This window comes from Paraburkholderia hiiakae (assembly GCF_904848665.1).
GTDB classification, from domain to species: domain Bacteria; phylum Pseudomonadota; class Gammaproteobacteria; order Burkholderiales; family Burkholderiaceae; genus Paraburkholderia; species Paraburkholderia hiiakae.
In genome coordinates this window covers 223,510-249,728 of sequence record NZ_CAJHCQ010000014.1, presented here as the reverse complement: position 1 = coordinate 249,728, position 26,219 = coordinate 223,510, and the positions used below count along the sequence as shown (strand labels likewise).

Annotated in this window: 20 protein-coding genes and 6 pseudogenes; 14 read left to right on the top strand and 12 right to left on the bottom strand. The window is 60.1% G+C overall.

Features of this window, described 5'->3' with window-relative positions:
• The first annotated feature begins 446 nt into the window (after positions 1–446).
• The 8 genes from JMY28_RS25440 to JMY28_RS25405 all read left to right on the top strand — a co-directional run bounded on the left by JMY28_RS25440 (position 447) and on the right by JMY28_RS25405 (position 10,389).
• Positions 447–1,856 carry an APC family permease gene (locus JMY28_RS25440; RefSeq protein ID WP_201698643.1) on the top strand — a complete coding sequence of 470 codons (1,410 nt, stop codon included), beginning with the start codon at positions 447–449 and terminating at the stop codon, positions 1,854–1,856.
• A 33-nt stretch (positions 1,857–1,889) separates the two neighbouring features.
• On the top strand, positions 1,890–3,296 hold the full coding sequence (locus tag JMY28_RS25435) for an aspartate aminotransferase family protein (protein WP_201698642.1): 1,407 nt from the start codon (positions 1,890–1,892) through the stop codon (positions 3,294–3,296).
• A gap of 59 nt (positions 3,297–3,355) precedes the next feature.
• Positions 3,356–4,846: an aldehyde dehydrogenase gene (locus JMY28_RS25430; RefSeq protein WP_201698641.1), complete on the top strand. Its 1,491-nt coding sequence runs from the start codon at positions 3,356–3,358 to the stop codon at positions 4,844–4,846.
• 62 nt (positions 4,847–4,908) lie between these two features.
• Positions 4,909–5,904, top strand: coding sequence for an acrylyl-CoA reductase (NADPH) (gene acuI / locus JMY28_RS25425; protein ID WP_201698640.1), 996 nt, complete (start codon positions 4,909–4,911; stop codon positions 5,902–5,904).
• 55 nt (positions 5,905–5,959) lie between these two features.
• A complete protein-coding gene (locus JMY28_RS25420) occupies positions 5,960–6,781 on the top strand; it encodes an enoyl-CoA hydratase/isomerase family protein (RefSeq protein WP_201698639.1) in 822 nt (273 codons plus the stop codon).
• The gene (locus tag JMY28_RS25415; RefSeq protein ID WP_201698638.1) at positions 6,781–8,529 is read left to right on the top strand and encodes a long-chain-fatty-acid--CoA ligase; all 1,749 of its coding nucleotides are present in this window, start codon (positions 6,781–6,783) and stop codon (positions 8,527–8,529) included. The genes JMY28_RS25420 and JMY28_RS25415 overlap by 1 nt, the downstream gene beginning before the upstream one ends.
• Positions 8,530–8,573: 44 nt before the next feature.
• Positions 8,574–9,128 (top strand): OsmC family protein, encoded by a 555-nt coding sequence (locus JMY28_RS25410; protein WP_201698637.1) that lies wholly within the window; start codon positions 8,574–8,576, stop codon positions 9,126–9,128.
• A gap of 148 nt (positions 9,129–9,276) precedes the next feature.
• The gene (locus tag JMY28_RS25405; protein WP_201698636.1) at positions 9,277–10,389 is read left to right on the top strand and encodes an AraC family transcriptional regulator; all 1,113 of its coding nucleotides are present in this window, start codon (positions 9,277–9,279) and stop codon (positions 10,387–10,389) included.
• A 181-nt stretch (positions 10,390–10,570) separates the two neighbouring features.
• On the opposite strand, the gene JMY28_RS25400 is transcribed toward JMY28_RS25405, so the two are convergent.
• From JMY28_RS25400 to JMY28_RS25380, 5 genes and pseudogenes are all read right to left on the bottom strand, one after another.
• Complete coding sequence (locus tag JMY28_RS25400; RefSeq protein ID WP_201698635.1) at positions 10,571–11,386, bottom strand: hypothetical protein; 816 nt, start codon at positions 11,384–11,386, stop codon at positions 10,571–10,573.
• A 152-nt stretch (positions 11,387–11,538) separates the two neighbouring features.
• The gene (locus tag JMY28_RS25395) at positions 11,539–11,835 is read right to left on the bottom strand and encodes a hypothetical protein (protein ID WP_201698634.1); all 297 of its coding nucleotides are present in this window, start codon (positions 11,833–11,835) and stop codon (positions 11,539–11,541) included.
• 25 nt (positions 11,836–11,860) lie between these two features.
• Positions 11,861–12,982: pseudogene (locus JMY28_RS25390) on the bottom strand (CitMHS family transporter); the annotation flags it as partial.
• Positions 12,976–13,971, bottom strand: a pseudogene (locus JMY28_RS25385) (acyl-CoA dehydrogenase family protein); the annotation flags it as partial. The pseudogenes JMY28_RS25385 and JMY28_RS25390, both read right to left, overlap by 7 nt.
• A gap of 45 nt (positions 13,972–14,016) precedes the next feature.
• On the bottom strand, positions 14,017–15,270 hold the full coding sequence (locus JMY28_RS25380; RefSeq protein ID WP_201698631.1) for a CaiB/BaiF CoA transferase family protein: 1,254 nt from the start codon (positions 15,268–15,270) through the stop codon (positions 14,017–14,019).
• Positions 15,271–15,482: 212 nt separating this feature from the next.
• Between JMY28_RS25380 and JMY28_RS25375 the strand changes: the two genes are divergently transcribed.
• The gene (locus tag JMY28_RS25375; protein ID WP_201698630.1) at positions 15,483–16,397 is read left to right on the top strand and encodes a LysR substrate-binding domain-containing protein; all 915 of its coding nucleotides are present in this window, start codon (positions 15,483–15,485) and stop codon (positions 16,395–16,397) included.
• Positions 16,398–16,502: 105 nt separating this feature from the next.
• Here JMY28_RS25375 and JMY28_RS25370 read toward each other — a convergent pair.
• Positions 16,503–17,171, bottom strand: a pseudogene (locus JMY28_RS25370) (IS6 family transposase); the annotation flags it as partial.
• A 106-nt stretch (positions 17,172–17,277) separates the two neighbouring features.
• On the opposite strand from JMY28_RS25370, the gene JMY28_RS25365 reads away from it, so the two are divergent.
• Both JMY28_RS25365 and JMY28_RS25360 read left to right on the top strand, forming a co-directional pair.
• Positions 17,278–17,547 (top strand): hypothetical protein, encoded by a 270-nt coding sequence (locus tag JMY28_RS25365; protein ID WP_201698629.1) that lies wholly within the window; start codon positions 17,278–17,280, stop codon positions 17,545–17,547.
• A gap of 368 nt (positions 17,548–17,915) precedes the next feature.
• Complete coding sequence (locus tag JMY28_RS25360) at positions 17,916–18,593, top strand: winged helix-turn-helix transcriptional regulator (protein ID WP_268960661.1); 678 nt, start codon at positions 17,916–17,918, stop codon at positions 18,591–18,593.
• Between the two features lie 306 nt (positions 18,594–18,899).
• Here the strand turns inward: JMY28_RS25360 and JMY28_RS25355 are convergent, their stop codons facing one another.
• The 3 genes from JMY28_RS25355 to JMY28_RS25345 form a co-directional block, all read right to left on the bottom strand.
• Positions 18,900–19,325 (bottom strand): DUF3331 domain-containing protein, encoded by a 426-nt coding sequence (locus JMY28_RS25355; protein ID WP_201698627.1) that lies wholly within the window; start codon positions 19,323–19,325, stop codon positions 18,900–18,902.
• A gap of 126 nt (positions 19,326–19,451) precedes the next feature.
• Positions 19,452–19,889, bottom strand: a complete 438-nt coding sequence (locus tag JMY28_RS25350; protein ID WP_236597035.1) for a BON domain-containing protein — start codon at positions 19,887–19,889, stop codon at positions 19,452–19,454.
• Between the two features lie 114 nt (positions 19,890–20,003).
• Entirely contained in the window at positions 20,004–20,429 is a 426-nt protein-coding gene (locus tag JMY28_RS25345; protein ID WP_201698659.1) for an organic hydroperoxide resistance protein, read from the bottom strand.
• Positions 20,430–21,222: 793 nt separating this feature from the next.
• Between JMY28_RS25345 and JMY28_RS25340 the strand changes: the two genes are divergently transcribed.
• Entirely contained in the window at positions 21,223–22,191 is a 969-nt protein-coding gene (locus JMY28_RS25340) for a helix-turn-helix domain-containing protein (protein WP_201698626.1), read from the top strand.
• Between the two features lie 472 nt (positions 22,192–22,663).
• Here the strand turns inward: JMY28_RS25340 and JMY28_RS25335 are convergent.
• A pseudogene (locus tag JMY28_RS25335) lies at positions 22,664–22,802 on the bottom strand (IS110 family transposase); the annotation flags it as partial.
• Between the two features lie 317 nt (positions 22,803–23,119).
• On the opposite strand from JMY28_RS25335, the gene JMY28_RS25330 reads away from it, so the two are divergent.
• On the top strand, positions 23,120–23,752 hold the full coding sequence (locus tag JMY28_RS25330) for a TetR/AcrR family transcriptional regulator (RefSeq protein WP_201698625.1): 633 nt from the start codon (positions 23,120–23,122) through the stop codon (positions 23,750–23,752).
• A gap of 36 nt (positions 23,753–23,788) precedes the next feature.
• Here the strand turns inward: JMY28_RS25330 and JMY28_RS25325 are convergent.
• Both JMY28_RS25325 and JMY28_RS25320 read right to left on the bottom strand, forming a co-directional pair.
• A pseudogene (locus tag JMY28_RS25325) lies at positions 23,789–24,037 on the bottom strand (transposase); the annotation flags it as partial.
• Positions 23,997–24,498, bottom strand: a pseudogene (locus JMY28_RS25320) (IS6 family transposase); the annotation flags it as partial. The pseudogenes JMY28_RS25325 and JMY28_RS25320, both read right to left, overlap by 41 nt.
• Before the next feature lie 533 nt (positions 24,499–25,031).
• Here JMY28_RS25320 and JMY28_RS25315 point away from each other — a divergent pair.
• Positions 25,032–26,192, top strand: a complete 1,161-nt coding sequence (locus JMY28_RS25315) for a M20 aminoacylase family protein (protein WP_201698624.1) — start codon at positions 25,032–25,034, stop codon at positions 26,190–26,192.
• Positions 26,193–26,219: the final 27 nt, after the last annotated feature.

Below are 26,219 nucleotides of genomic sequence, written 5' to 3'. Positions count from 1 at the left end.
CTGGTCGACGCCTCACGCGAGCGTGCGCGTCAACCAGGGCAGGAATCGGACATTTCTAATGAGCCAGAACCGGACATTTCAAAAAAGCCCTAACATTAAAAATGTCGATAAATAAGCTTATGTTAAATTATAAAAATCCACGGACAGCACCACTTTCCACGTGCGCCCGCTACCCGTAGCCTCGGCGAGCTTCTAGTACAGCGCCATTTTCTCGCCCTGGTCGTACATCAACGTCCCGAGCGCTCCTGTCTTTCCCGCCAATCCAGCTTCTTCCATTCAACCTGCACCAGGTCATTCCCGAGGCCGTACGCACTATCCCCTTTTTTGTCTTCTTCCCGCCTCCTCGAAGCATTTTTGGGCGCCAACAATTGCCCCAGATCGAGTCGATTGCCAGCAGGTGCCGTTCTTTTTCCGACACAGCCGCATATCAAACCGAGGTGCACATCATGAATGACATCGCAGTGAAAAGTCCGCCGCTCGATGAGTTCGGTCACGCCCAGCAAACGACCAAAGACCGAACGCATGCGCAGATGGCCCGGGTTTTAGGCCTGCCCTCGCTTCTGCTCTTCGGTCTCGCCTACATGGTTCCGCTGACCGTGTTCACTACGTACGGCATCGTGACCCAAACCACCGGCGGCCATCTTTCCGCCGCATACGTCGTCACGCTCGTCACCATGCTTTTCACCGCATACAGCTATGGCCGTATGGGCGCCGCCTTGCCCGTCGCCGGTTCCGCCTATGCCTACGCACGTAAGGCATTTGGCGGCAACGTCGGGTTCATGGTCGGCTGGGCACTCCTGCTCGACTACCTCTTCATGCCGATGATCTGCTATCTCGTCATTGGCATCTACATGTCCCAGTACTTTCCGGGCGTACCTTCGCCGGTCTGGATCGTCGGCTGCATTGCGGCTGTTCTCGCGCTCAACGTGCTCGGCATCAAACTCGTGACGAAGGCGAACTTCGCGTTGATCGGCGTGCAGGTCGTTTTCATCGTCGTGTTCGTCGTCGCGTCGGTCAAGTCGATTGGCGTCGGCTCTCCGGTGTCGTTCGTGAGACCGTTCTACGAACGCGGCATGAACACGAGCGGTCTCTTCATGGGCGCCGCCACGCTGTGCCTCTCGTTTCTCGGCTTCGACGCGGTCTCCACGCTTTCCGAGGAAACGCGCGATCCGCAGCGTCTCCTTCCGAAAGCGATCATCCTCTGCACGCTCGTGAGCGGCCTCCTGTTCATCTTCCTCGCGTATCTGAGCCAGCTCGCGATGCCGGACTGGAGATCGTTCAAGGACGCCGATTCGGCCAGTCTCGAACTCATGGAGCACGTGGGCGGTCATCTGCTGTCAGCGTTCTTCACGGCCGTCTACGTGGCAGGCTGCTTTGCATGCGCCATGGCGTCCCAGGCCAGCGTGACACGCATCCTCTTTGCGATGGGCCGCGACGGCGTACTGCCGCGAAGCATCTTCGGCCGCAGGAGCGTGCGATTTGGCACGCCGGTTTCTGCCACCGTCGCGGTGAGCGTGCTCTCGCTTTCGGCGCTCGCGATCAGCCTCGATCTCGCCTCCACGATGATCAGCTTCGGTGCGCTCGTCGCGTTCTCATTCGTCAATCTCTCGACGACCCGGCACCACCTCGGCACGCTGCGCCTGCGCGGCGCAGGCAATCTGCTGCGCTACGGTGCCGTGCCAGTCGTCGGGTTCCTGCTGACGGTATGGCTCTGGACGAGTCTCTCGGCCACGACGTTCCGGGTCGGCCTCATCTGGCTTGCCGTCGGTCTTTGCCAGCTCTTGTGGCTCACACGCGGCTTTCGCCGCCCCGCGCCACGCATCGAAGAGTACGAAGAAGCGAACGCCTGCTTCTGACCTGCCGTCTCCCTTTCCTATCGAGGTGATTCCATGAACGCAAACGAAAAGATCCTGTCGCGCTCGTCCGAAACCGCCGAACTCGAAGCACTGGCGAAGAAGCACCTGCTCATGCACTTCACGCATAGCCAGTACTATCGCGAGGCAAACGTGCCAATCATGGCCCGAGGTGAAGGCTGCTGGGTCTACGACAGCACGGGCAATCGCTATCTCGACGGGCTCGCCGGTCTCTTCTGCGTGCAGATCGGCTACAGCCACGGCAGCGAAATTGGCGCCGCGGTCCAGCAGCAGATGAGCCAGCTGCCGTACTTCAGCAACTGGAGCTACGCACACGAACCGGCGATTCGACTCGCGGCAAAGGTCGCATCGCTCGCACCGGACGGCCTGAACCGCGTGTTTTTCACATCGAGCGGTTCGGAATCGAACGAGTCGGCCATCAAACTCGCACGTCAGTATCACATCGCGCGCGGCGACCACGCGAAGACGAAGTTCATCGCGCGGCGCGTTTCGTATCACGGCACCAGCTACGGCGCACTTTCGCTGAACGGCATGACGAACTTCCGCAAGACGTTCGAGCCGCTGATGCCGGGTGTGCGCCACGTATCGAACACGAAACGCTACCGCCGGCCGATCGGGGAGACCGAAGCGCAGTTCACCGAGTTCCTGCTCGAAGAGATCGAATCGCTGATCGTCCAGGAAGGGCCGGACACGGTAGCGGGCATCTTCGTGGAGCCGCTGCAGAACGCGGGCGGCAGCCTGACGCCGCCTGCCGGCTATGCCGACGGCTTGCGGCGCATCTGCGACCGGCACGGCGTCCTGCTCGTCGCCGACGAAGTGATCTGCGGCTTCGGCCGTCTCGGCGCATGGTTCGGTTCGACACGCTACGGTTTCGAGCCCGACATCATCACGTTCGCGAAGGGGATCGGCTCGGGCCACGTGCCACTCGGCGGGCTGATCGCGACCGATACCATCGTGAACACCGTGCTCGAAGGTCCGCAGCACATGTTCCTGCACGGTCTCACGTATGGCGGCCATCCGGCCGCGTGCGCAGCCGCGCTCGCGAATCTCCAGATCATGGAGCGTGAAGGCGTGCTGGAAAACGTTCGAAACAATCAGGACTACTTCCGCTCGCGTCTTGCGACCTTGCTCGATCATCCGCTCGTCGGCGATCTGCGTGGCGACGGTTATCACTATTCGCTCGAGCTCGTCACCGACAAGACGAAGCGCACGTGGTCCGCGAATATCGCGTCGAGCGATTTCGTCTCGCGCGTGCTTTCGCCCGCGCTTTTCCGTGCCGGCCTGCTCTGCCGCGCCGCGGTCGATCACGAGGGTACGCCGCTGATCCAGATGTCGCCGCCGCTCATTCTCTCGCGCGGCGAGATCGACTGGATGGTCGAGACACTGAAAAGCGTGCTCGAAGCACACGGCAACGTCAACTGATAGCGGCCTCGACAACGCGACGTGCACGTACGTCGCCCTTGAATTTGCGGAGAAACGGAATGGCTCAGAAGGCGTTTTCGGACTGGATCGCGCTCGCATCGAGTCTCGCGTACGAGGGGCGTGCCTTCATCGACGGCGAATTGCAGTGGGCGCAAAGCGGCCGGACATTCGACTGCATCAGCCCCATCGAAGGCAAGGTCTTGACGCAGGTTGCGGACTGCGACGGCGCCGACGTCGATCGCGCCGTGTCGGCGGCACGCCGGACCTTCAAGGACCGATGCTGGTCGGGTCTCAGTCCGCGCGAGCGCAAGTCGGTGCTGATGCGATGGGCAAGCCTGATACGCGCACACGCCGACGAAATCGCTCTCCTCGAAACGGTGGACTCCGGCAAACCGATTCGCGACACGGTCGCTTTCGACATCCCCGAATCGGCTTACTGCATCGAATGGTTCGCGGAAACGATCGACAAGATCGGAGGCGAAGTCGCTCCGGCGCCAGAAACTTTCGTCGGGCTCGTCACGCGCGAACCGGTTGGCGTGGTGGCAGCCATCGTGCCATGGAACTTCCCTCTGCTCATGGCGGCGTGGAAGTTCGCACCCGCGCTGGCCGCAGGCAACAGCGTCGTGTTGAAGCCTTCGGAAAAGTCGCCGCTCACGGCCATCCGCGTCGCACAGCTTGCGATCGAGGCTGGCATGCCGCGCGGCGTCTTCAATGTCGTCACGGGAGGCGGCCTGCCCGGCAAGCAGCTCGCGCTGCACGACCACGTCGATTGCGTCGCGTTTACGGGTTCGACCCTGGTCGGCAAGCAGATCATGCAATGTGCGGCGCAGACGAATCTCAAGCGCGTGTGGCTCGAACTCGGCGGCAAGTCGCCGAACATCGTCCTGCAAGACTGCGCCGATCTCGATCGCGCCGCGCAAGCCGCCGCGAATGCGATCTTCTACAACATGGGTGAAGTCTGCACGGCGGGTTCACGCCTGCTCGTTCATCGCAAGATCAAGGACGCGCTGCTCGACCGGCTGCTGAGCGCCGCGCGGCTTTACGAGCCCGGGAATCCGCTCGATCCCTCGGTCGCCATGGGCGCCATCGTCGATCAGGCACAACTCGCGCGGGTGCTCGACTACATCGAGGCCGGGCGCAGCGAAGGCAAGCTCGTCGCGGGTGGCGCGCGCGTGAAGCAGCAGACGGGCGGCTTTTATATCGAGCCCACCGTGTTCGAAGTCACGCCACACGCGAAGGTGGCCCGCGAAGAGATCTTCGGTCCGGTGTTATCGGTGATCGCGTTCGATACGGTCGAAGAAGCCGTCGAGATCGCCAACGACACGCACTACGGACTCGCCGCCGCCGTCTGGTCCTCGAACGTCAATACCGTTCACGAGGTGTCGAGACAACTGCGTGCGGGCACGGTCTGGGTCAATTGCTACAACGAGGGCGGAGAAATGTGCTTCCCGTTTGGCGGCTACAAGCAGTCGGGCAACGGTCGCGACAAGTCATTGCACGCGCTCGAAAAGTACACCGAACTGAAGTCAACCATCATCCGTTTGCGCTAAATGCTCTACGCGCACTCCGCAATCGCTAACGCACCCCTCATCCCAGACTCAAGAGAAACACGATGACCGACAATCAATTCAAGGCAATGGTGCTGCGAGAAGCAGACAAGAAGACCTTGGCCACCATCGAAACACTTTCGCTCGACGCGCTTCCACAAGAAGACACGCTGATCAAGATCGACTTCTCGACACTCAATTTCAAGGACGCGCTTGCCGTGACTGGAAGCGGCAAGATCGTCAAGAGCTGGCCGCTCGTGCCGGGCATCGACTTCGCGGGCACGGTCGTCGAAACCTCGAATCCGGATCTGCGCGCGGGCCAGCAAGTCGTACTGACCGGCTGGAGCGTGGGCGAGAAGTATTGGGGCGGCTTTAGCCAGTATCAACGCGTACGCGGCGAATGGCTCGTACCGCTGCCCGAAGGCCTCAGCACCCGCCAGGCGATGATGATCGGCACGGCTGGCTTCACAGGCATGCTCTGTGTGAACGCGCTCGACCAGGCGGGCGTGACGCCCGCCAGCGGCCCGGTGCTCGTCACGGGCGCGGCGGGCGGCGTGGGTAGCGTGGCTGTCGCGATTCTCGCAAAGCTCGGCTTCACTGTTAGCGCCCTCACGGGCAATCCCGACAAGCACGACTACGTAAAGCGCCTCGGCGCGAGCGAAGTGATCGACGACCCGCAATGGAGCGAAGCACCTCGCGCGCTCGAAACGCAACGCTGGGCCGCGGCCATCGACACGGTCGGCTCGAAAGTGCTCGCCCGCGTGCTCGCGGAGATGAACTACGGCGGCGTAGTCGCCGCGTGCGGCCTCGCGGGCGGCGCGGACCTGCCGACCACCGTCATGCCGTTCATCCTGCGCGGCGTGAAGCTGATCGGCGTGGACTCCGTGATGCTGCCCGCGAAGGATCGCGTGAACGCGTGGAAGCGCATCGTCACCGATCTGCCGATGTCGATGCTCGAAGGCATCACGGCCCGCACCGTTACGCTCGACGACGTCTGCGGCGCGGCGAAAGACATGCTCGAAGGCAAGCTGCGCGGCCGCGTGCTCGTGGACGTGAATTGAGCCAGCGACGCATCAAAGTACCAGTCAACGCAGGACATTCAACCCGGAGTCACTCATGAAGCGTGAAGACGTGAACGAAGTAGCAAGCGAAATCATCGACGGTACGGCGTGGATCACGATCAACCGGCCCGCCAAGCTCAATGCGCTGTCGTCGACGGTCGTGATCGAAATGCGGCGGCTGGTCCAGCAGTTCAACGACGATGCCGAAGTACGCGTGATCGTGATTCAAGGCGCGGGCAAGGCGTTCTCCGTTGGCTACGACATTGCCGAAGAAGTGGCCGCCGGCATCGAGCGCGCCGAGGACTGGCACGCGGCGCTCACGCGCAACGTCGATCTGTCGATGTCGGTTTGGGCCTCGCACAAGCCCACCATCGCCGCCGTGGACGGCTGGTGCCTCGCGGGCGCGTGCGAGCTCGCGATGGCCTGCGACCTGGTGATCGCGACGGACCGCTCGCAGTTCGGCGAGCCCGAAATCCGCTTTGGCTCCGGGCCCGTCACAATCCTCATGCCGTTCCTGATCGGTCAAAAGAAGACCAATGAACTGCTGCTCACGGGCGACGTGATCGACGCGCACGAAGCCGAGCGCATCGGCATGATCAATCGCGTGGTCGCGCCCGACGAACTGCACGGGTGCGTCGAAAAGCTCGCGAGAAAGCTCGCGCTTACGCCCCCCATCACACTCAAACTCACGAAGATCGCGCTCACGCGCGCCTATGAGGCAATGGGTCTGCGCCAGGCCGTGAACGCGAATCTCGACGTCGCCGCGACGCTCAATTCGGCGTATTCGCCCGAAAAAGCCGAATTCACGCAGCGCGTGAAGCAGGACGGCCTGCGCAGCGCGCTCGACTGGCGCGACACGCGTTACGGCAAGCTCTAATGGCCGTACACGTGTTTGCGTGGCCGATGCGGGCCACGCAGCACGTGCTGGTTATCGACCTCATGTACTTCGTAATCCATATCAATACGGAGACTTTCATGAAGAGCACGATGCAAGACGGCCCCCTCGGGCTGCCATTGCTGCTGCGACACGTCGCAAGCGTCAACGGCCGCTCGCGCGTGGGTTCGTTCGACGCGCAACGACAGCGCATCACGCGCTCGTTCGCGGAACTGGCGGCGCGCGCCGGACGCCTCGGCAGCGCGCTGGAGCAGCGCGGTTTCGGCATCGGCGCCGTGATCGGCACGCTGGCGGGCGCCTCGCCCGAACATCTCGAAGCCTATCTCGGAGTGCCCGCCAGCGCACGCGTGCTGCACACCATCAATCCGCGTCTGCATGCGGACCAGATTGTTCACATCGCCTCGCTCGCGGACGACGAAGCGCTGATCGTCGACGCGGCCAATCTCGGCAAATTCCGCGAGTTCGCTGCGCGTTTGCCGCGCCTGCGTCTGCTCGTAATCGTGGGCGGCCCGCTTCCTGGCGATCTGGCGGCTTCCTTGCCGTACGAGACGATCGACTATGAAGCGCTGCTCGCGGAAGGCGAACCGCGCCTCGACTGGCCCATCATCGACGAGCACGAGACCGCGATTCTCTGCTTCACTGGCGGCACCACGGGCCTGCCGAAAGGTGTCGGCTACAGCCATCGGTCGGTCTGGCTCCAGGCGATGAGCCTGTGCACGGCGAACTCGCTCGCACTTGGCAGCACGAGCCGGCTGTTACCCGCCGTGCCGCTCTATCACGTCAACGGCTGGGGGCTGCCGTTCGCCGCGCTGATGGCGGGCGCGGATCTCGCTTTGCCAGGCGCGTCGCTGCAACCGCCTGACCTGCTCGCGCTCATTGACGCCGAAGGTTCCACGCTCGCCGCGGGCGTGCCGACGATCTGGTCCGATCTGCTCGCGCATTTGCGCGCGACGCAGCGCACGAACCTCGGCACGCTCACAACGATCGCTTGCGGCGGCGCGCAGGTGCCGCAATCGCTCATCGACGCCTACGCCGCGCTCGGCGTACGCATGCTGCAGGCTTGGGGCATGACGGAAACGTCGTCGATGTCCGCGATTTCGCAAACACCGCGCTGGATTGCCAGTGCCGATCGCGCGACCCAGGCGCGTTGCGCTGCGGCGCAAGGGCGCGTGGTGTGCGGGCTCGAAGCACGCGTCGCCGACCTCGACGGGGCGCTGCTGCCCAGCGACGGCGCGAGCGTGGGCGAGATCCAGATACGCGGAGCGTGGGTCACCCGCGACTATCTGGGCCTCGACGATCAGGCGCATCTCCACGACGGCTGGCTGCGCACGGGCGACCTCGGCACGATCGACGCCGACGGCTTCATCTCGCTCACCGACCGCGTGAAGGACGCAATCAAATCGGGCGGCGAATGGATTCCCTCGCTCGCGCTCGAAGAAGCGATCCGCAGCCATCCTGCGGTGCTCGACGTCGCCGTGGTCGCGCTGCCCGACGCGCGATGGCAGGAGCGGCCCGGCGCTGTCGTGGTGCTCACTTCGGGTCACGCTGCCAACTCCAACGAACTCGCGCAGTGGCTCATCCCGCGCGTGGCGAAATGGTGGCTGCCCGAGCGCTGGGAGTTCGTCGATGCCCTGCCGCGTACCGCGGTCGGCAAGATTGACAAGAAGCATGTCCGTCGACTGATGCTCGAACGCATCGACGCCGCTGCACCGGCGACCGAGCCATCTTGATTCACACCTGATTCACGCAGTTTTCTTTCCATTTGGAGAACACCATGTCGAATGCAACGCCTTACCTCGATCCGCAAGCCCTGGCCGATACCGTCGACGCCGTTCGTCGCGAACCGTCGCTCGGCCACGTCACGTTCTCGCTCGAAGGCCAGACTGACGGCGGCTTGCGCCTGAATTCACAAACCGGCGCGCTTACCCAGGCTGGCAATGTCGATACGTCGCGGCGCGGCAAATTCAAGCTGCAAAGCGACGAACCGGTTTCGCTGCTCGGCAGCGATCACGCCGTGAGCCCGGCTGAATACGTGATGAAGGGCCTCGCCGGTTGCTACGCGGTGACGCTCGCGGCGCTGGCCGCGCAAGACGGCATCGCGCTCAAGAGCGTGGACGTGAATCTGGCGTTCGACGTCAATCTGAGTGGCTTTCTCGGCATCGACAAGAACGTCCGGCCCGGCGCGCAGCAGATTCGCGTGGACGTGGCCGTCGAAAGCCCCGGCACGCCGCGCGCGCGGATCGAGCAACTCGTGCGCAAGCTTCAGGAGCGCTCACCGATTCGCGATACGCTTGCGAACCCGGTTGACGTCCTGACGACCCTTAAGTAGCGCGCCGTTGTTCCAGGGACAAGGCAGTCCGGGGACGCCTTGTCCGGCGGACCCGGCATCCGCATAGATCCCGGATTTGCAAGTCAGCCGCAATCGCGTACGCTCGTGGTCATCCCTCCATCGTCAAGCATTACGCAAGGGACCTACTATGGCGCGTACCTCCGACTCCACCGCGTTCGCGGCTTCCGCCGCCCCGTCGCTCGTGCTGCGCGTGCCGCCCGTCGACGTACCGGCGACCACGCATGTCATCGTCGTGGCCGTCGATATCGCACGGCGGCGGCAAATCGACATCACACAGTTGCTTGCCGGCAGCGAGCTCGCCGAGGACCAGTTGCGCTCGCCGACACTCAACGTCAATCGCGCGCAGGAACTGCGGGTATTCTCCAACTTGCTGCGACTCACCAACGATGCGTCGCTCGGGCTCGCCATCGGGCGGCAGATGCATGTCTCCTGCTTCGGCTTGCCCGGCTACACGATGCTCGTAAGCGGCACGGTACGCGATGCGTTCGCGTGCCTCCGTGCGTTCCCGCTGCTCATGGGCCTCTACTTCGACGTAAGCGTGAACGAAACGAACGAGCGCGTGGAAATCGAGGTGAGCGGCTACGGATACGAGCGCGAGCTCGAACTCCTGTGCACCGACATGTGTCTCGCTGCGATGATCGCGATCGTAGAAGATCTCAGCGGATGCGCGGTCGCACCGCTCGAGGTCTCGTTGCGTCACGGCGCACCCGGCCATTTGGCGGCGCAGCGGCAAGTCTACGGATGCAAGATTGACCACGGCGCGAACAAGAACAGCATTGCATTTCCTGCCGCACTCTTCGACCGCCAGTGCCCGCTGGCGAACGTGGTGAGCTTCGACGCCATGCACCGGCAATGCACGCAACTGGAGCGCGAATGGGTGATCGCCGCAACGTCAGATTTCGCCACGCGTCTGCGCCAGGTGCTCGCGCACGACCTGCCGACATTCAGCTCGATTGGCCGCCTCGCGGCGCATCTATGCATGACCGAAAGAACGTTGAGCCGACGCCTCAAATGTGAAGGGCTGACGTTCCAGCAGTTGATCGACGAAACCCGTCGGCAACGCGCCAGCGAAATGCTGGCGCGCGGCATGAAGGTTGCCGACGTTGCGGAGGCGCTTGGTTATAGCGACTCCGCAAGCTTCCGGCATGCATTCAGACGTTGGTCCGGCGTGCCCCCAAGCACCTTCCGTGAACGCTGCAGCGTGGAAGACGTCGATGGCGGGCGCGCGTCGATGCGATAACCGTACTCCGAAGTAAACGTCATCCATTCGCGGTAAGACGCGAACGAAGTCATTCGCCAGCATCAGCTATTGCAACGCGCGGAAGCCGATCTGCGGACCATCGAACGAATCAGGCGCGGACTCGTTTCATGTCCCTCATGGGGCGAGTCCGTGACCGGTCTGCGATGGTTTTGTGCTGACGCTATTGGAGCGAGGCTTTTGCGCTCTCTGCTGCGGCGAGGACATCCTTATCCTGCGTGAGGGCGGCCTGAAAATCCCTTTCTCCGGTGGGCGGCGTGACGTAGATCTGCTTGTCGCCGAAGTCCTTGATCGACGAGATGTCAGGCGCGAACTGGAACGAAATGGACGTCGCATGCTGGACTTCTGGCGTCGCCAGAGGCATGTAGCAGTCGCGCGATACATCATCGGAATATTCTGCGGTACCGCCGGCCGGCAGACCGTTCATAAGGAACGCACGCACGTGGCAAACACGGTCGGACGTCGTTTCTCCGTTCAGGAACACCGTGACGTCCCACTCCACGAGTGAAATGCCGTACCGGCTGCCGTTATAGATTTTGAACCGGAGATTCTTTTCAAAGGAGGAGTATGGGTCCTTGACGATCGCCCCGTTCGAAGCGGTGATTTTCTGGAGCTCGGCTGCGATTGCATTCGATTGGTCGGTTGCCTGCTTCAGGCCCGGCGCATCCTTCTGATATTGAGCAGTCCGGTCCTCCATATCCTGCTTGATTGCCGTGATGGTTTCGTCCGCCTCCTGCTGGATAACGTTGCGAGGCGTGAGCGTCGGGTACTTGGACAGCAGTTGTTCGAGGTTGATGTTGCTCACTGCCCAGTTAAAGGCTTGTTGTTGTTGCGGCGTCATATCCTTGAACGCCTCATCGAGTGAGCGGTGATAATCCCAGTCGCTTTTGCGTGAGAGCGTTTTGTCGACGCCGTTACCACATGCTCCAAGAGTGAGGCACACCGACAATCCGGCGACGACACGAAGACCAATACGCATAAACCCCTCGATTGTGGCATGACGCTGATGCTCGAGGTGGCCCCTTGGCTGCCGCAGTCCCGTCCATTATGTATGCAGCGCTGGCCACCCCTGTCCGCGTCTGTAGTGGACAGGCTTGCTGGTCGGCAAGACTAACATCTGAAGGCTTAATGTCAAAAATGCAGTGCATCGTCGTAGCAGACCGAAGCCCCCCCTGATCCAGGTCTGCCGATCTTGAGTGCGCGAGCGCGGTAACCTTGGCTCAGAAAACGAAGCCGGCCGAGCTGGGCACACCGGTAGCGCAGGAATGCCGCAAGACGGGGATCAGATGGACAGCGAAAGCCAGATCGGTCCCATTTCTGCGAGCCGAGCTTGCTGTAGCACGCACCGGCCATCAGCGTCGTGGCGGACGTCAGGAAGAAGGCTTCGTTCGCCTCGTGATATTCGAAGGCGCGGCCCGCATCCCCCATTTCAGGTCGATCTGATCCGCCGCATTCAGAGCGGAAAGACGCCCATCACCACGCATGCCAACGTCATGACGACCGACGCGCCAAAAAGGAACGGTATGGCGAACTTCTGATGCTCGGACAATTCCAGTCCTGCCAGGCCCACCAGAAGAAACGTCGCGGGCGTCAGCGGGCTCACCGGAAAGCCGGTCGTCATTTGTCCAAGAATCGCGGCTTGAGCGACCTGAATTTGCGGGACGCCAAGCTGATGCGCCGCGTTCGCCACGACCGGCAGAATGCCGAAGTAGAACGAATCGGGATCGAAAATCAGGCTCAGTGGCATGGAAATCAGCCCCATGATGAACGGAATATGCGAGGCATGTTCAGCGGGAATGAAGTGAACGGCGGCGTTGGCCATGGCGTTGAGCATGCCGGTTCCGGACATGACTCCGGTAAAGGCGCCGGCCGCCAGCAGCACCCCGGCCATCATCAGCGCGGCGCGGGCATGCGCGTCGACGCGTGCGCGTTGTTCATCGGCATTCGGGTAGTTGAGAAACAGCGCGATGACCGTGCCGATCATGAACATCACGACCGGCTCTACCTTGCCGCTGATCATCACACCCATCACCAGGATGGTCAGAGCGAGGTTTGCCCAGAACATCTTCGGCCGGCGCAGCGCCCGCTCCTGTTCGGACAACTCGCGCTTCGGCACGACGAACGCGGCGCCATCGTGCACCAGACCCAGGCGGCGCTCTTCGCGCTTGCCCAGTACGAATGCAGTCACGAGCACGAAGACGATGCCTACGGCCTGAGCGCCAATGAGCGGCGTGAAGATATCGATGGCCGGAATATGCAGCGCGACAGAAGCCCGGATCATGACGCCGCTCCAGGGCAGAAAATTGATGCCCGCCCCCAGCGCCGCCATGCAGGTCAACAAGCGCTTGTCCATGTTGAGCCGTTCATAGACCGGCAGCATGGCCGGCACCGTAACGAGGAAGCACACCGCGCCGGAACCGTCGAGGTGAATGAGCAGCGCGAGCATCGCCGTGCCCATCAAGATGCGTGTAGGGCGGCCGCCCACCGCCCGCAGAATGCGGTTGATGATGGGATCCAGCATGCCGGCATCGCTCACAATGCCATAGTACAGAATCGCAAAGATAAACATGCCGACGAATCCGCGCCGAAGAACTTCGCGGCATTGGCCTCGGCGCCGCAGGGCTTGTGCTGGTCGTACAGCCATGCGGCCTTCATCGCGAGCAAGAAGGCCGCTTCCAGTTCGATCCAGCGCTCGGCGAGCGGATGCTGAATGCCCTGGTTCTTGCCGATGGGCCGGTTGAACACCTCGCGCTCGCCGGCATACTTGGCAGCGCGCGAAAGCGCCGCACGGCCGAGACCAATCGCCTCGCTGGCGATCAAAATGCGCTCGGGGTTCATGCCGCCGTGCAGGATGTATTCGAAGCCCTTGCCCTCCTCGCCGATGCGGTCCTCCACGGGAATGCGCAGCCCGTCGATGAACAACTGGTTCGTGTCCACACACTTGCGGCCCATCTTCGGGATCTCGTGCACTTCGATCTTGCTGCGGTCGAAGTCGGTGTAGAACAGAGAGAGGCCCTCAGTGCCCCTGCACTCCTCCACCGGCTTGGTGCGCGCGAGCAGCAGCATCTTCGTGGCCTCGCGCGCGGTGGAGATGAACACCTTCTGACCATGCACCACGTAGTGGTGGCCTTCTCGCACGGCGCGCGTCTTGAGCTTGAGCGTGTTGAGCCCGGCATTGGGCTCGGTCACGCCAAAGCAGGCCTTGTCCTTGCCGGCAATCAGCGGCGGCAGCATGCGCTGCTTCTGCTCCTGCGTGCCGAACACCACCACCGGATGCAGGCCGAAGATGTTCATATGCACCGCCGACGCGCCTGACAATCCCGCGCCGGTGCTCGCAATGGTGTGCATCATCAGCGCCGCTTCGGTAATGCCGAGCCCCGCGCCGCCGAACTCCTCGGGCATGGCAATGCCCAGCCAGCCGGCATCGGCGAGCGTGCGGTAAAACGCTTCGGGGAACTCGCCATCGTTGTCCCGCGCATACCAGTACTCGGCGTCGAACGGGGTGCAGACTTTCTCGATAGCATCAACAATCTGCTGCTGGGCTTCTGTTAGTGCGAAATCCATGGTGTGTCTCGTGAGATTCTTGAAGAGAACTGAATCGAATCCTGCTCAGGTGGGCGTGGCCGTGCCACGCGATTGCTCGAGGGCATCGATCTCGGAGTCAGACCAGCCCAGCTCGCGCAGGATATCGACGGAGTCCTCGCCCAGACGCCGGGCGGGCGACGGCTCGACGCAAGCGCTACGAGACCACGTCGTCGGATTGCCCAAGGTACGCAAAGGCCCTTCGGTCGGGTGAACCTGGTGGCCGATAAAACCCACGGCAGTGAGATGCGGATCGTCCACGAGATCGTGCGGCGAGTTCATGGGCATGTTCGGGATGTCCGCCTGCTGAAGCAGCGCCTGCCACTCCGCCGTGCTACGCGTGCGCATCAAATCGGCAACCCAGGCATAGACCTCGTCGATGTGCTTCGCGCGATTGGTATGGGTGGAAAAGCGATGATCGCTTTCGAACTTCTCGGCCTGACCAATGGCGGTGAAGAACGCGCGCCAGTGCTTGTCGTTGTAGATCAGCACGCACAGGTGTCCGTCCTTCGTTTCGTATGGCCGGCGGTGCGAGGTCAACAGCCGTGCATAGCCAGGCTCGCCGTCCTGCGGCTCGAAGCTCAGACCCGCGAGGTGATCGCCCAGTACGAACTGCGCCATGGCCTCGAACATCGGCACAACGACAGCCTGGCCGGTCCCGGACTTCTCGCGCTCGTAGAGGGCCGTCGTCACGGCGTATACCGTGTGCAAACCGGTGACACGGTCGGCCAGCGTGAGCGGCGCATAGCAGGGCTTGTCGGCGCCATACTCGCTCATCAACCAGGGCAATCCGGAAGCGCCCTGTATCAGATCGTCATAGGCCGGCCTGGCGGCATAGGGACCATCCTGGCCAAAGCCGCAACAGGACACGTGGATGATGCGCGGATTGACGGCCCGCACCGCGTCGTAGTCGAGGCCCAGACGCGCCAACGCCTGGGGGCGCACGTTGGAGATCAACACATCGCAGCGCTCGGCGAGTTGCAGCGCCGCCTTGCGCGCCTCAGGCTGCTTGAGGTCCAGCACGAGGCTGCGCTTGCCGCGGTTGGCATGCAGAAAGATATGGCCCATGCCGGGGTGCTTCATCGGCCCCACGTGGCGCATGTTGTCGCCATCGGGTGACTCGACCTTGATCACCTCGGCGCCCAGAGCGGCGAGAATCTGCGTCGCGAAGGGGCCCATCACGACGGAGGTCAAGTCCAGGATCCTCACGCCAGCCAGCGGACCGCCACGCGTCTGCGTCGCGGTTTCGTCTCCAGAGCCCGCATTTACGTCGGGTTTCATCGTGCCTCCTGCATGTTGGTCATCGGCCGATCAGATATCGGCGACATGCGAGCGACTGTAGGGAGGGCGACGATTCCCGTCCAATTGCGTTTTCGGTTCGGACGATCCTTTTTTCGAATCGACGATGCCTCGATGAGGCACGACTCGACCCGACGATTTACAGAAAATATCGACGAAGCCTAAAATAGTTAGAGATAGCTATCGATGTCGATATGAAGATCCACTATCTCCGATACTTCGCGGTGCTGGCCGAGGAATTACATTTCGGACGTGCGGCTGAGCGCCTGTCCATCACCCAGCCGCCGCTGAGTTCGGCTATCAGGGCATTGGAGGATGAGGTCGGCGCCCGGCTCTTCGATCGCGACAGCAAGCAGGTCCAGCTCACGCCGGCCGGCGCCGCCTTCCTGGTGGAGGCCCGCATCATCCTGGAGCGCATTGCGCGCGCCAAGGACACGGCCAAGGCCGTCGCCAGCGGCAGACGCGGCCGCCTCGACGTGGGGGTGACCAGTTCGTTCTTCTATCGCGAGCTGCCCAGGATCCTCACGGCATTCGACGAGGTGATGCCGAATATCGAGGTCATCCTGCACGAGACCGGCTCGGCGGAACAAGTTCAGGCGCTCTTGCACGGTGAATTGCACGTTGGCTTCATCAACGCCGCCACCGCGCCGCCCCAGTTGAAATCGATTCCGTTACGCGCGGACAAGCTGGCTGTGTGCCTGCCGGAATCGCATGCGCTCGCGCACCGTGAATCCCTTCGCATCGCGGATCTGGAGCACGAGCACTTCGTCATGTTCGACCGCGAAGTCGCGCCCGCCAACTATGACAACGTCATCGCCGCGTTCAGCCGCGCCGGGGTGCACCCGCGCACACGCCACGCAGCGCGAACCTGGCTGAGCATCGCGGCGATGGTCGCCAACGGTTTTCACATCGGGCTCGTGCCGGAGAGCATGGCCCGCTGCGGCATGCGCGGGGTGTGCTTTGTCCCGCCGGCGGACGCGGACGCGGGCGCGGTGTCCCCCGCGCTGATCGCGTGGAACCCCAGCTATGGCTCGCCGGGTCTGGACACCTTCGTGGAATGCGCGAGGCGGCATACCGATCCGGAGAGCGCCGCTTTCGAGCAGGACTGATGTCGGGGCGTTGTCAACTTGACGGCAGCTGACGTTTAACATGGGTAACAAATAGGTATCCTTATCACGTCCACACCTTGCAACATCAATCACGGCCAGACGATTCCACGCTGCAAGGCGCGCGTTGAGTGGTGCGATGGGACTGCGCCGTCATGCGGTGTCGGGGTAATGCAAAGTGTTGACGGATCGGACCAAAGCTGAATAGAAACACCTGCATGCGAAGTGGATCGCGAAACCCGTTCATGGCGCGCTCACGGCGACGCGTAGGTTGGTGACTGTTCTCAGCACGGTTATTCAACCGTGCAGCTTGACGCTCGCGAGTTCTGCGATGTCTGCTTTCGCTGCAGGGTAACTGCGCAGTTGGTCGGTGTCGATTTACCGGGGCACGGGATTCGATCGCAGCACATACTTGAAGAAGCGTTTGGCTGCAGCCTAGTCCCAGCGCTTCTGCAGAAGCACATCCAGCTCGGCGCCGCGTTCGTCCAGGGCCCTCCACAACATGTAGGGCTCGCCGCGCAGCTTCACGAACACTTCGTCCAGATGCCGCGTGTTGCCAGGCTTGCGTCGCACCGCCTTTGCGCGCCCTGCGATGGCAGCTCCGAACTTGTCGCACCAGCAACGGATTGTCTCGTAGGTCTCCATCACGCCGCGCTCGAGCCGCAACTCCTCGATAGCGCGCAGGCTCAGGTTGAAGCGGAAATACCAGCGAACGGCGCAGTTGATGACGCTCGCAGGGAGGCGGTGACCGTGGTAAAGCGACTTCGTTTTCTTCATCGCCTCATTTTATCGCTCCGCGCTCGCGAACCTGACAACGCCTCCGGCTTCGCAGCGACGGACTAACGGAGGTCCATGCCAGCGAATGCATCGTCCGCGAGACGACGTGAGGCGGGAAACGCCGGGCTGCGCTGGCGGCGATTTCCCGATTGAAGGCGAGGTAAATACCGCGCAGCAGACCGAACTGCTGTGCCACGAGCTGGAGTGTCGAAGTCTTGCCTGCGCCGGCAAAGCCTTGACCTCCAGGTCGGCGGCGCAAAGCGCCGCGTCGATCACGGCCTGCTACTCTGCCGTAGGAATCAAGCTTTTCTTCACGCAATATCAGACCTCATGTGCCATCGCCCCTGGCGATGTGGAGTTGCTGATTCTCACATAGCCCACAGCCGATCGAACAGACGGGCGGCCGCGGTATCTTCGGGACCCTTGCGCATTTGATCACCGGAAACAGCCGTCCTGGCGTCGCGAAAGGCAGCAGCGCCCATCACGTGTCAACAAGGGCAGGCCCGTTTTCGGCATACCATTGATCTGAAATCACCGTTGCCTCAGCGAAAAAACATAGGAATGCAGATTAAAAGTTGATCACTTTTACTATGCAAAGTGATCGTAAGCGTATTGCGCTTACACGGTTCGTTCACGACACTGTTGCCCTGATCGTCGGGGCTCCGACCCCTTGATCCGGTTAGGCACGAGCGGCTGTTGCCACAAAAGGCAATCCACTTGATCATTTCACGGGTTCGGCGGCCGATGCTCTATACGTGCAATGCCGCCCAAGAGCTCCATCCCGTTTCCACTCTCGGTTGCTGCCCGCGTCCGGCAAGCGCGCCCCGGAACCTTGGGCTCATCGAGCGGCGACTTTATCAGGACCAACCGAAGCGTTACGCTTACTGCGTCACCGACAAGACACGTGAGTTGGACAGAATGATGCTGATGCTGCGTTTGTGGGGAATGCGGCACTGCGGGCTGGACCCCAACGTCGAAAGCGCAGTCACGATGAAACATCGCCGAACCGGCAAACTCATCGATGCCCACTGGCTGCCCGACACAGAAGACCTGCCTTTCAGTTTCAGCCAGGTCGATAGCCGGGTGAATCCCGCGTGGGCGGCCGAACGGGCCAGCCGTGCCGAAGTCTTCGCGGAAGGGCGGCGAATTCGGGTTTCCAAGCGAGCACCCGCAAAAAAAGAAGTCGGCCACCTTGGCAAGGCATCGGAACGAAAAGAAAGTGCCGCGCAAGCGCAAAACCGCTGCCGTGGCGGACTGACTGAGGACTGGTACGATGCCTTAGTTCCCCCCGCAAAATACCAATGTCCGCGCCGTACTTGTATCTCAAGCGATCGGCTGTACCGACCGGAGCCTGACCTTCACTCAATAGGCCCCCAGATTGGGCAATTCCGCATGAATATAGCTCGCGACCAGCTCTACTAAAACCGGAAAGACCCATATCCCAACTCCGAGAATGTTGCTTCCAATGGTGTCAAAAAGGCTCAGCCCCGAACGAATCAGGGCCAACCGGTACGCGCAGCGAATGAGCACGTTCCCCCCTGCTACTTCCACCATTCTTCTCCAACAACAGGACAGCAACAAATCGGAGCAAGATACGAAATCTGCAAATGGCGGGAAGCTACACATCTCCATCTGCTCCCGAAAGTGAATGTAATGTGAGTCTATATTGATGGGGTGGTCGCGGTCCGTCTTAACGGTCAGTCCGACACCGCAGCGCGCAGTCGAATTTCAGACGCACTCCCCGATGTCGGGCGAAAGGTCGATCGATGGCATCAATAGATGTCTTTGCAGTGCCGTACAAAGAATCATGGCGCCAGCATTGACGCAATCCAACATCCGCGGTCTGTAGACGTCATCTCCGCGCCGAATTTTCGCACCGCTCAGTACGCAGTATCCAGAAGCATTCGCCTTGCCCCGGCGCCAAATCTGCTCACGGTAGCAGCATTTCGTAGCATCGCGCCACTCGATCGTCACGATATCGTCCGTTGGACATTCTATGAGTTTCACGGTGACTTGAGCTCGCTCAGTTCGACTGCAAAACCGGTAGACATTCGCGTGGGGCTGATTTGCGGCGCCGCTGTGGACCTCATCGTTCGCATCGACAAGCGAATCGATAATGTTCTTCCAAGGATCAAGCCCAACCTTAGTGCTCATGTTGCCGCTCCTGGAATAATATCGCCGCTGGTTGCGATGCAAGGCGAGCGGTTGCGACCTCAAGAATTCTTGCCTACGTCCTCTGCTTCTGGGACGGCTCATGCGAGACGAAGCGCCAATTTCGTGTTAGTTTCCGGTTCCTTTTGTCACGAGACGATTAACTACTGCGGCCACGCCATCGACGCTTTGTGCACGCTGACTGGCGAGGTCAATCTGATCACCGTCTGCGACCGATCCAGTGAGAGTAACCGTGCCTGAACGCGCGACCACATTCAAATCAGAAGCGTCGACACCTCCGCCTTTGATTGCCTTGCGTACCGCATTTTCGAGTTTGCGATTTGCCGCGTGATTGGCCTTGCCCGTTGCGGCAATATTCGACGGTTCGGAGACTGACGCCTTGACGGCTGGCGAATCGTCTCCTGCCTGAGGCGTGGATTGTGCAGAGGACATTTCGATGGTTCCACCGCCAAGCGTAGCTGCAAGCGTAGCTACCAAGCAAAGGTTTTTCATAACATTTGTCCTGTAATCGTCTTCAACAGCGCTCGGACCATCGAGTTCTTTCACGAGGTGGGACTCTCAGTTCACGCAGTGGCATTCTGATCATTTATCAACTGTGACGGCTGTGACGAACTACCTTATCTCGACGGAATATATTTCATCGCTGGCGTTTTTTACCCATTAGACAAGTGTGAGCAATACGTCGATGTTGCCGCGTGTCGCGTTGGAGTACGGGCAGACGACGTGAGCTTTTTCAATAAGCGATTGCGCCGCATCTCTTGCCATACCGGGTAGCGAGATCTTCAGTTCAACCTCGATGCCGAAGCCGGTCGGAATGACGCCTATGCCTACGGTACCGTTGATCGAAACGTCAGCCGGAATGGTGATCTTGTTCTGCGCGGCAACGAATTTCATGGCACCCAGGAAGCAGGCACTGTAACCTGCAGCAAAAAGCTGCTCCGGGTTGGTGCCTTCACCCCCCGATCCCCCGAGCTCTCGTGGAGTGGTCAGCTTGAACTCGAGGTTGCTCTCGGGAACGACCGCGCGACCATCCCGGCCTCCAGTAGCCCGCGCGTGAGCGCGGTAGAGAACATTTTCAATTGTCATGATAGTAGCCTCTAGTAAAACACTTAAATAAAGTATCTTCGGTGCCGGCAGAATTTTGACGAAGGAAGCGGAGACCTCGCGATTGGGATGCTCGTCCTCAATGACTCGGCCGCGAAAACGGTACCCCAGTGCCATGAGGTTTTCGTACTCCATTCTGGCCTTCACCGCCTGGAGTTCCTCGGGCGAAATCTCCTGTCGTCTAGGCACCTTCAGATGTAGCGAAGGCTCGGAGATTACCGGCGCATCGCGGGCCCAAGCATCATTGATCACGCAAAGTTGCCGGTGAAGCACAAGCCGATCGCGCCGACGCCTTGCCCTGCGGCGGGTCCGGCAACATTCGCTGCGAACATTGAGGCGAGGCGGACGTGCGCAGGACGTCAGCTCATGGTTCACGCCACGTCATAAACGTTGATCACGAGGCCACAACTATGCGAGACGTCGTTGAGTTCAGCTTCTACTAATGGCATATGAAGGTCTTGAACAATGACGCTCAATTTGTCGATCTGAACCCTACTTTTAGCTTTGGGACGGCAAGTGTGGTGGGCACGTCTCGCTCCACCGCGGCCTCGTCAGGCGGCCCACGGTAAAGTCCGAAGAATCAGGAAAGGTTCGGTGAGACGTAGCCTTAGCCTTTCAGATGAGGCGAAGCGAGAGGCGGGCGCCATCGCCGCAGTCGTCGTCGAGCGCGTTGAGCGCGCACTGTAACAGTTGTAGAATCACATTTGGCAGGGTCATCCTTCGACCCTCGGTAGCGTGATCGAAGTCGCCTAGACAATCACTCGGAAGGCGATAGATGGCACACCATCAGACTGCTGACATTCAGAATGTTGGCAACGAATTTGGAAGCTTCTTTAGACTTCGTGATGCCCCTTCCTTGCTGCTGAGGTCGGAATCTCAATTGCAGATGGGGATCACGCGGATCACGGTACCCTGCGGCCTCGAAAATCCCGCAGGTCCCATACACCCCGAGCAAGGATTCACCATCCCGGTCTATTTGCGCGAGCCGTCGTGCAATAATTGGGGAACATGGGTCGACGGCATATTCCTGCCGGTAGATCACTGGGCCGAAGGGGGGATCGGCATCTATGACATGGAATCAAATCCGAGAGCATGGCGGACATCTGCGTACGACTGCGTGCATTTCAATCTGCCACGAAGCACACTTGACGCGTTTACTACTGACAGTGAATTGCGTCGCATTGACATGATGTCATGCCTCCAAGGGAAGAAAGACGATGTACTGTTTGGGCTTGCCAAGTTTATCCTGCCTTGGCTTGGCGACGAAGCTCGCATATGCAATTTGACCTTTGAACATTTCGTTTTGATGTTCTGCAGCCATGTGGCTGGTACTTATGGAAACATCCAGATATCGACGAAACGAGTTGGTGGTCTCGCGCCGTGGCAGCGGCGGCGTGTGATGGACATCATCGATGCCAACCGAAACCAAAGACTTAGTTTGGCAACTCTCGCCGGAGAGTGCGGCCTTTCAGTGAGTTATTTCAATCGCTCTTTCAAACAATCGTTCGGCATGCCAGTGCATCGCTACATGATGCATCGCCGAGTCGACTTCGCAAAGGCTCTAATGAAGAACGCGCCGATTGCTCTCGCTCAAGTTGCGCTTCAATCTGGATTCTGCGATCAGGCGGCCTTCAGTCGGACCTTTAGAGCTCTAGTCGGCACTTCGCCAAAACGATGGCTCACCGCATACAGATCCGGTTGTGTCGATTTGCACGGAAACCAGACCCCAAACGATTTGCGTTGAATTCTGGCCCACCCTGTTGAACCGGTTTTGTCGCGCCAAGGCGCTGAGCAAAAATTCGCGCTCGATCAAGAATTCGGAACGAGACGGTCTAGACGAGGACGGCAGCGCGCGACGTTGCCAACCGCTATCGATAAGGTTCTGATGCGGCTCTTCGCATCTTCGGGCGGTCGTCCCTTTTCATGCATGTATGGACCGACGCCTTTTGCAACCTCCTTGTTCGTGATGTCGAAACGCTCTGCATGCATGTATCCGGCTTGCCAGATGGGCCGTTGCCGAAGCACGCCCGCAGCCTCGATGAGATCCGCGCACCCCGTCCTTAGCAAAATCGCGGCTTGCCACAGGTGGCAGCCGGCACGAAAAACAGGCTTCAGGATGCTGGTTCAACCTATTTCGTCATCGCTTTGAGAAGCTTCGCAAACCTGTGAGTGGGTGTTACCTCCCTCCAAGCGGTTTTGGCGTTATGCTGCCGCGCTGGCAACTGAGCGATGAACGCCCCGAGTTCATCACGGATGACCTTCGGCTTCAACCAATATCGGCTTACCGGTTTCATTCACCCCATGGATGGCAAACACATTCTTGGCGAGATCGATTCCGACGGTGACGAAGGACATGGACTTCTCCTCCTACTAGCGTTGATGAAGGCTCGACACTCCATCATGGCACTTTGATGCCAACGTTCGCGGCTTCCGCCGCGACCTCAGGACGGGGAAGTCCCGATTACCCATCAGACGCAACGCCTGGCGGCTTCTGTATTTAGAGAACACCGCGTAAATGAACGTGTCAATATACGGACATACCCTGATGGCGATCCAAGTTTTTGCACAGTTCTCAATTGCAATGCGCGAGTAGCGAATTAATTTATGTACGTACAGTATATGTTAAATTCATGTACAATACGCACAGAACACGTGAAGCTTTGGAGAACAAAGTGGAAAAGAGCGAGATTGCATCCACGCCGGCGAACACCGATGACTTGCCTGAATTGCCCAAGCCGCAAGGGGGCGGCCGAGGACGTCCGCGGTCGGAATCCTCAAAAACTGCGGTTCTAAGCGCGGCCTATCAGCACGCAGCGAAAGAAGGAGGATGCGGTGCAACTATCGAGGCGATCGCCAAGTCATCTGGTGTATCGAAAGTTACCATCTATAAATGGTGGTCTGACAGGCAGACCCTTCTGACCGACGCTTTTCTTTGGCATGTAGGGCTTGAGATTCCCCTCTCGGCGGAAGGAGACCCGGTTCAAGCCATCCATCAGCACGCGGCGAGATATGTTTCGCTCCTGGGAGGGGATGTGGGGCGCGTGCTTAAAGTCGTCCTCTCGGAATGCCTGACAAAATCTGGCGACACCGCGACCTTCTTCGACCGTTATCTGAAGGAACGGCGTGAACTCGGTACACGAGTGATTGAAGCTGGACAGCGATCGGGCGCAATCCGCTCGCAGCGTCCTGCTCAGGAGCTTTACGATCAGATATACGGAACAATCTTCTACCGCTTCATCTTCGATCTCTCTGACCTCAATCCGGCGTTCGTTCGGCAACTGGTTGATGACGTGTTCTGCCGGTAGGCGAGAAGAGAAGGTGGATGCACGGTTAGGCTAGCCTGCCTTGGCCACAAAGTGGTGGAGTGACTGGTGCTTCGCACTCACGTGAAGTGGGTCAATGTGCGCGGCCATCGGCTCGACGCTCTTGCGCGAGAGCGGCAACCACAGGCCCGAACAGTAACCGTTGATGCCAGCATGACGATCGGCGTGCCCTAACGCCTGCGCCAGACGGTTCAGATACGCGTCAAATTTGTCGACATCTTCTCTACTTCGTCTGGCGGATCTTGATCGGTGTTCCGCGCTCGGCATCGATGGATTTATGCGCCGCCAGACTAATGCCACTTGTGTCAATCGTCACCGTCTCGGGTTCGCCGTTGTGAGCGATCGCTTTTTCGAAGTAACGCTTTGCCGCAGCCTTTTCCCGATGAGCATGCAGCAGGAAATCGATGGTGTTGCCGGCTTTGTCGACGGCGCGGTACTAATATTTCCACTGACCCTGACCTTTACGTAGGTCTCGTCGACGCGTCAGCTCTTGCCGACCGGGCGCTTGTTGCGGCGAAACGCTTTCTCCAGCACCGGTAACAGCTTGAGCGCCCAGCGATGCACGGTTGAATGATCGACCGCGATGCCTCGCTTCGCCGTCATTTCCTCCAGGTTCCGCGGGCTTAGCGAATAGGACACGTACCACGCACATACGTCAGGATTGCATAACGCGGGTAATGCAGGCACTTGAGCACGCGCGCCACTGCCGGATTCAGGTTCTGCTTCATCGATCACATTGTTCACCTTTACCACTTGAGCATAGCAGTACGCCTTATTGCGACGAAACCATCTCCAGCCCAATCTCCCAGAGAAACACATCCGTGAGTAGCGTGTGTCGATCTGCCTACTATTTATAGATGGCGACTTTCGACACACCAGACGATTTAGCGATCGCCTCAATGGTCGCTCCACGCGCGCCACCTCTGGTCGCATGCTGATACACCGCGCTCAGGACGGCAGTTTTTGCCGTCTCAGACCGCGGCCTTCCCCTGCCCGCTGGTTGCGGCCGAGAAATTCTCGCTCCTCTCCAACTTGTACTCCGCAAGTGCATTGGCGTTAACAGCCAATACATACGAATACTTAGATATACCGTAGGTCCACTATTTAATAGCCTGTTCCGCCATCCTGCTCGCCTGTCTGGACAAATTCGCACGAGATATAGGTGTATATCCCTACGTTGACGCATAGCTTTACTCTACGTACATTAAACATATTGCCGCGCCGATTGTGTGAGCGGACATAACGCATCAACGGAGAGAAAATGCAAGTCGAAGACCACATCCACAGCCTCGTAGAACTGAGGAGAGACATTCATCGTCATCCGGAGCTGGCTTTTCAGGAGCTCCGCACGGCCGCCGTCGTCGCTGAGCGACTGAAGGCCCTCGGAATCGAAGTGCATACCGGTATCGGGCAAACGGGTGTCGTCGCCGTTATCGAGGGAAAGTCGGTGGCGAGCGGACGGCGTATTGCGCTGCGTGCCGATATGGACGCTTTGCAGATGCCGGATCACAAGGACGTTCCCCATCATTCGACATACGAAAATCACATGCATGGCTGTGGACATGATGGGCACACGGCAATGCTGGTCGGAGCGGCCGAAGTCCTCGCGCGCACGCGGGATTTCGATGGCGTTGTTGTGCTGATCTTCCAGCCCGCCGAGGAGGGTGCTGGCGGAGCCAAGGCAATGCTTGATGATGGACTGCTGGAGCGCTTCCCGGTCGACTCGTTCTGGGGGCTGCATAACTGGCCTGGCATGCCAACGGGCTCCGTAGTAGTACACACGGGTGAAACCATGGCCGCGGTGGATTACTTCGATATCGAAGTGGTTGGCAAGGGATGTCACGGTGGTATGCCCCAGGAAGGTGTCGACTCGGTTCTTGCCGCCTGTCATATCGTGACCGCTTTGCAGTCGATTCCGGCACGTAATGTTCATCCGCGCGATTCCGCGGTCATCGGCGTCGCGAAGATCCACGGTGGCGATGAGTACCATGTTCATCCCAATCGAGTGATTCTTAGTGGTTCGGTGCGGGCACATAAGGAGTCGGTGCGCGAGTTCCTCGAGAAGCGGGTTCAGGAAGTTGCTCGATCTGTAGCTGCAGGTTTCGGCGCCACTGTCGAGATCCGTTATCGCCGCAACTATCCGCCGACCATTAACGATGCCGCGTGTGCAGATATTGCGCGTGAGGTCGCGGCACAGGTCGTGGGCAAGGAAAACATTCTGCAAGGCCGCCTGCCGTCAATGGCGGCTGAAGATTTTTCGTTCTTCGCCCGGGAAAAGCCTGGTTGTTATGTGTGGTTTGGCAATGACGATGATGGTCACACCCACAGTCTCCATCACCCTCTCTACGACTTCAACGATGGGGTGATTCCACTTGGCGTGTCTTACTGGACTCAACTGGTTGCAAGACTCTTGCCCATTTGAGAGGGAATAGCGTCACGACCAGAGGAC

Bases quoted from the DNA above. Each gene is read 5' to 3' on its own strand.
- JMY28_RS25400 (WP_201698635.1), bottom strand. From the start codon at position 11,386: ATGCGTATTGGTCTTCGTGTCGTCGCCGGATTGTCGGTGTGCCTCACT.
- JMY28_RS25360 (WP_268960661.1), top strand. From the start codon at position 17,916: ATGCTCTATACGTGCAATGCCGCCCAAGAGCTCCATCCCGTTTCCACT.
- JMY28_RS25435 (WP_201698642.1), top strand. From the start codon at position 1,890: ATGAACGCAAACGAAAAGATCCTGTCGCGCTCGTCCGAAACCGCCGAA.
- JMY28_RS25410 (WP_201698637.1), top strand. From the start codon at position 8,574: ATGTCGAATGCAACGCCTTACCTCGATCCGCAAGCCCTGGCCGATACC.
- JMY28_RS25420 (WP_201698639.1), top strand. From the start codon at position 5,960: ATGAAGCGTGAAGACGTGAACGAAGTAGCAAGCGAAATCATCGACGGT.
- JMY28_RS25345 (WP_201698659.1), bottom strand. From the start codon at position 20,429: ATGACAATTGAAAATGTTCTCTACCGCGCTCACGCGCGGGCTACTGGA.
- JMY28_RS25405 (WP_201698636.1), top strand. From the start codon at position 9,277: ATGGCGCGTACCTCCGACTCCACCGCGTTCGCGGCTTCCGCCGCCCCG.
- JMY28_RS25375 (WP_201698630.1), top strand. From the start codon at position 15,483: ATGAAGATCCACTATCTCCGATACTTCGCGGTGCTGGCCGAGGAATTA.
- JMY28_RS25380 (WP_201698631.1), bottom strand. From the start codon at position 15,270: ATGAAACCCGACGTAAATGCGGGCTCTGGAGACGAAACCGCGACGCAG.
- JMY28_RS25430 (WP_201698641.1), top strand. From the start codon at position 3,356: ATGGCTCAGAAGGCGTTTTCGGACTGGATCGCGCTCGCATCGAGTCTC.
- JMY28_RS25395 (WP_201698634.1), bottom strand. From the start codon at position 11,835: ATGGGGGATGCGGGCCGCGCCTTCGAATATCACGAGGCGAACGAAGCC.
- acuI (WP_201698640.1), top strand. From the start codon at position 4,909: ATGACCGACAATCAATTCAAGGCAATGGTGCTGCGAGAAGCAGACAAG.
- JMY28_RS25415 (WP_201698638.1), top strand. From the start codon at position 6,781: ATGGCCGTACACGTGTTTGCGTGGCCGATGCGGGCCACGCAGCACGTG.
- JMY28_RS25355 (WP_201698627.1), bottom strand. From the start codon at position 19,325: ATGAGCACTAAGGTTGGGCTTGATCCTTGGAAGAACATTATCGATTCG.
- JMY28_RS25340 (WP_201698626.1), top strand. From the start codon at position 21,223: ATGGCACACCATCAGACTGCTGACATTCAGAATGTTGGCAACGAATTT.
- JMY28_RS25315 (WP_201698624.1), top strand. From the start codon at position 25,032: ATGCAAGTCGAAGACCACATCCACAGCCTCGTAGAACTGAGGAGAGAC.
- JMY28_RS25440 (WP_201698643.1), top strand. From the start codon at position 447: ATGAATGACATCGCAGTGAAAAGTCCGCCGCTCGATGAGTTCGGTCAC.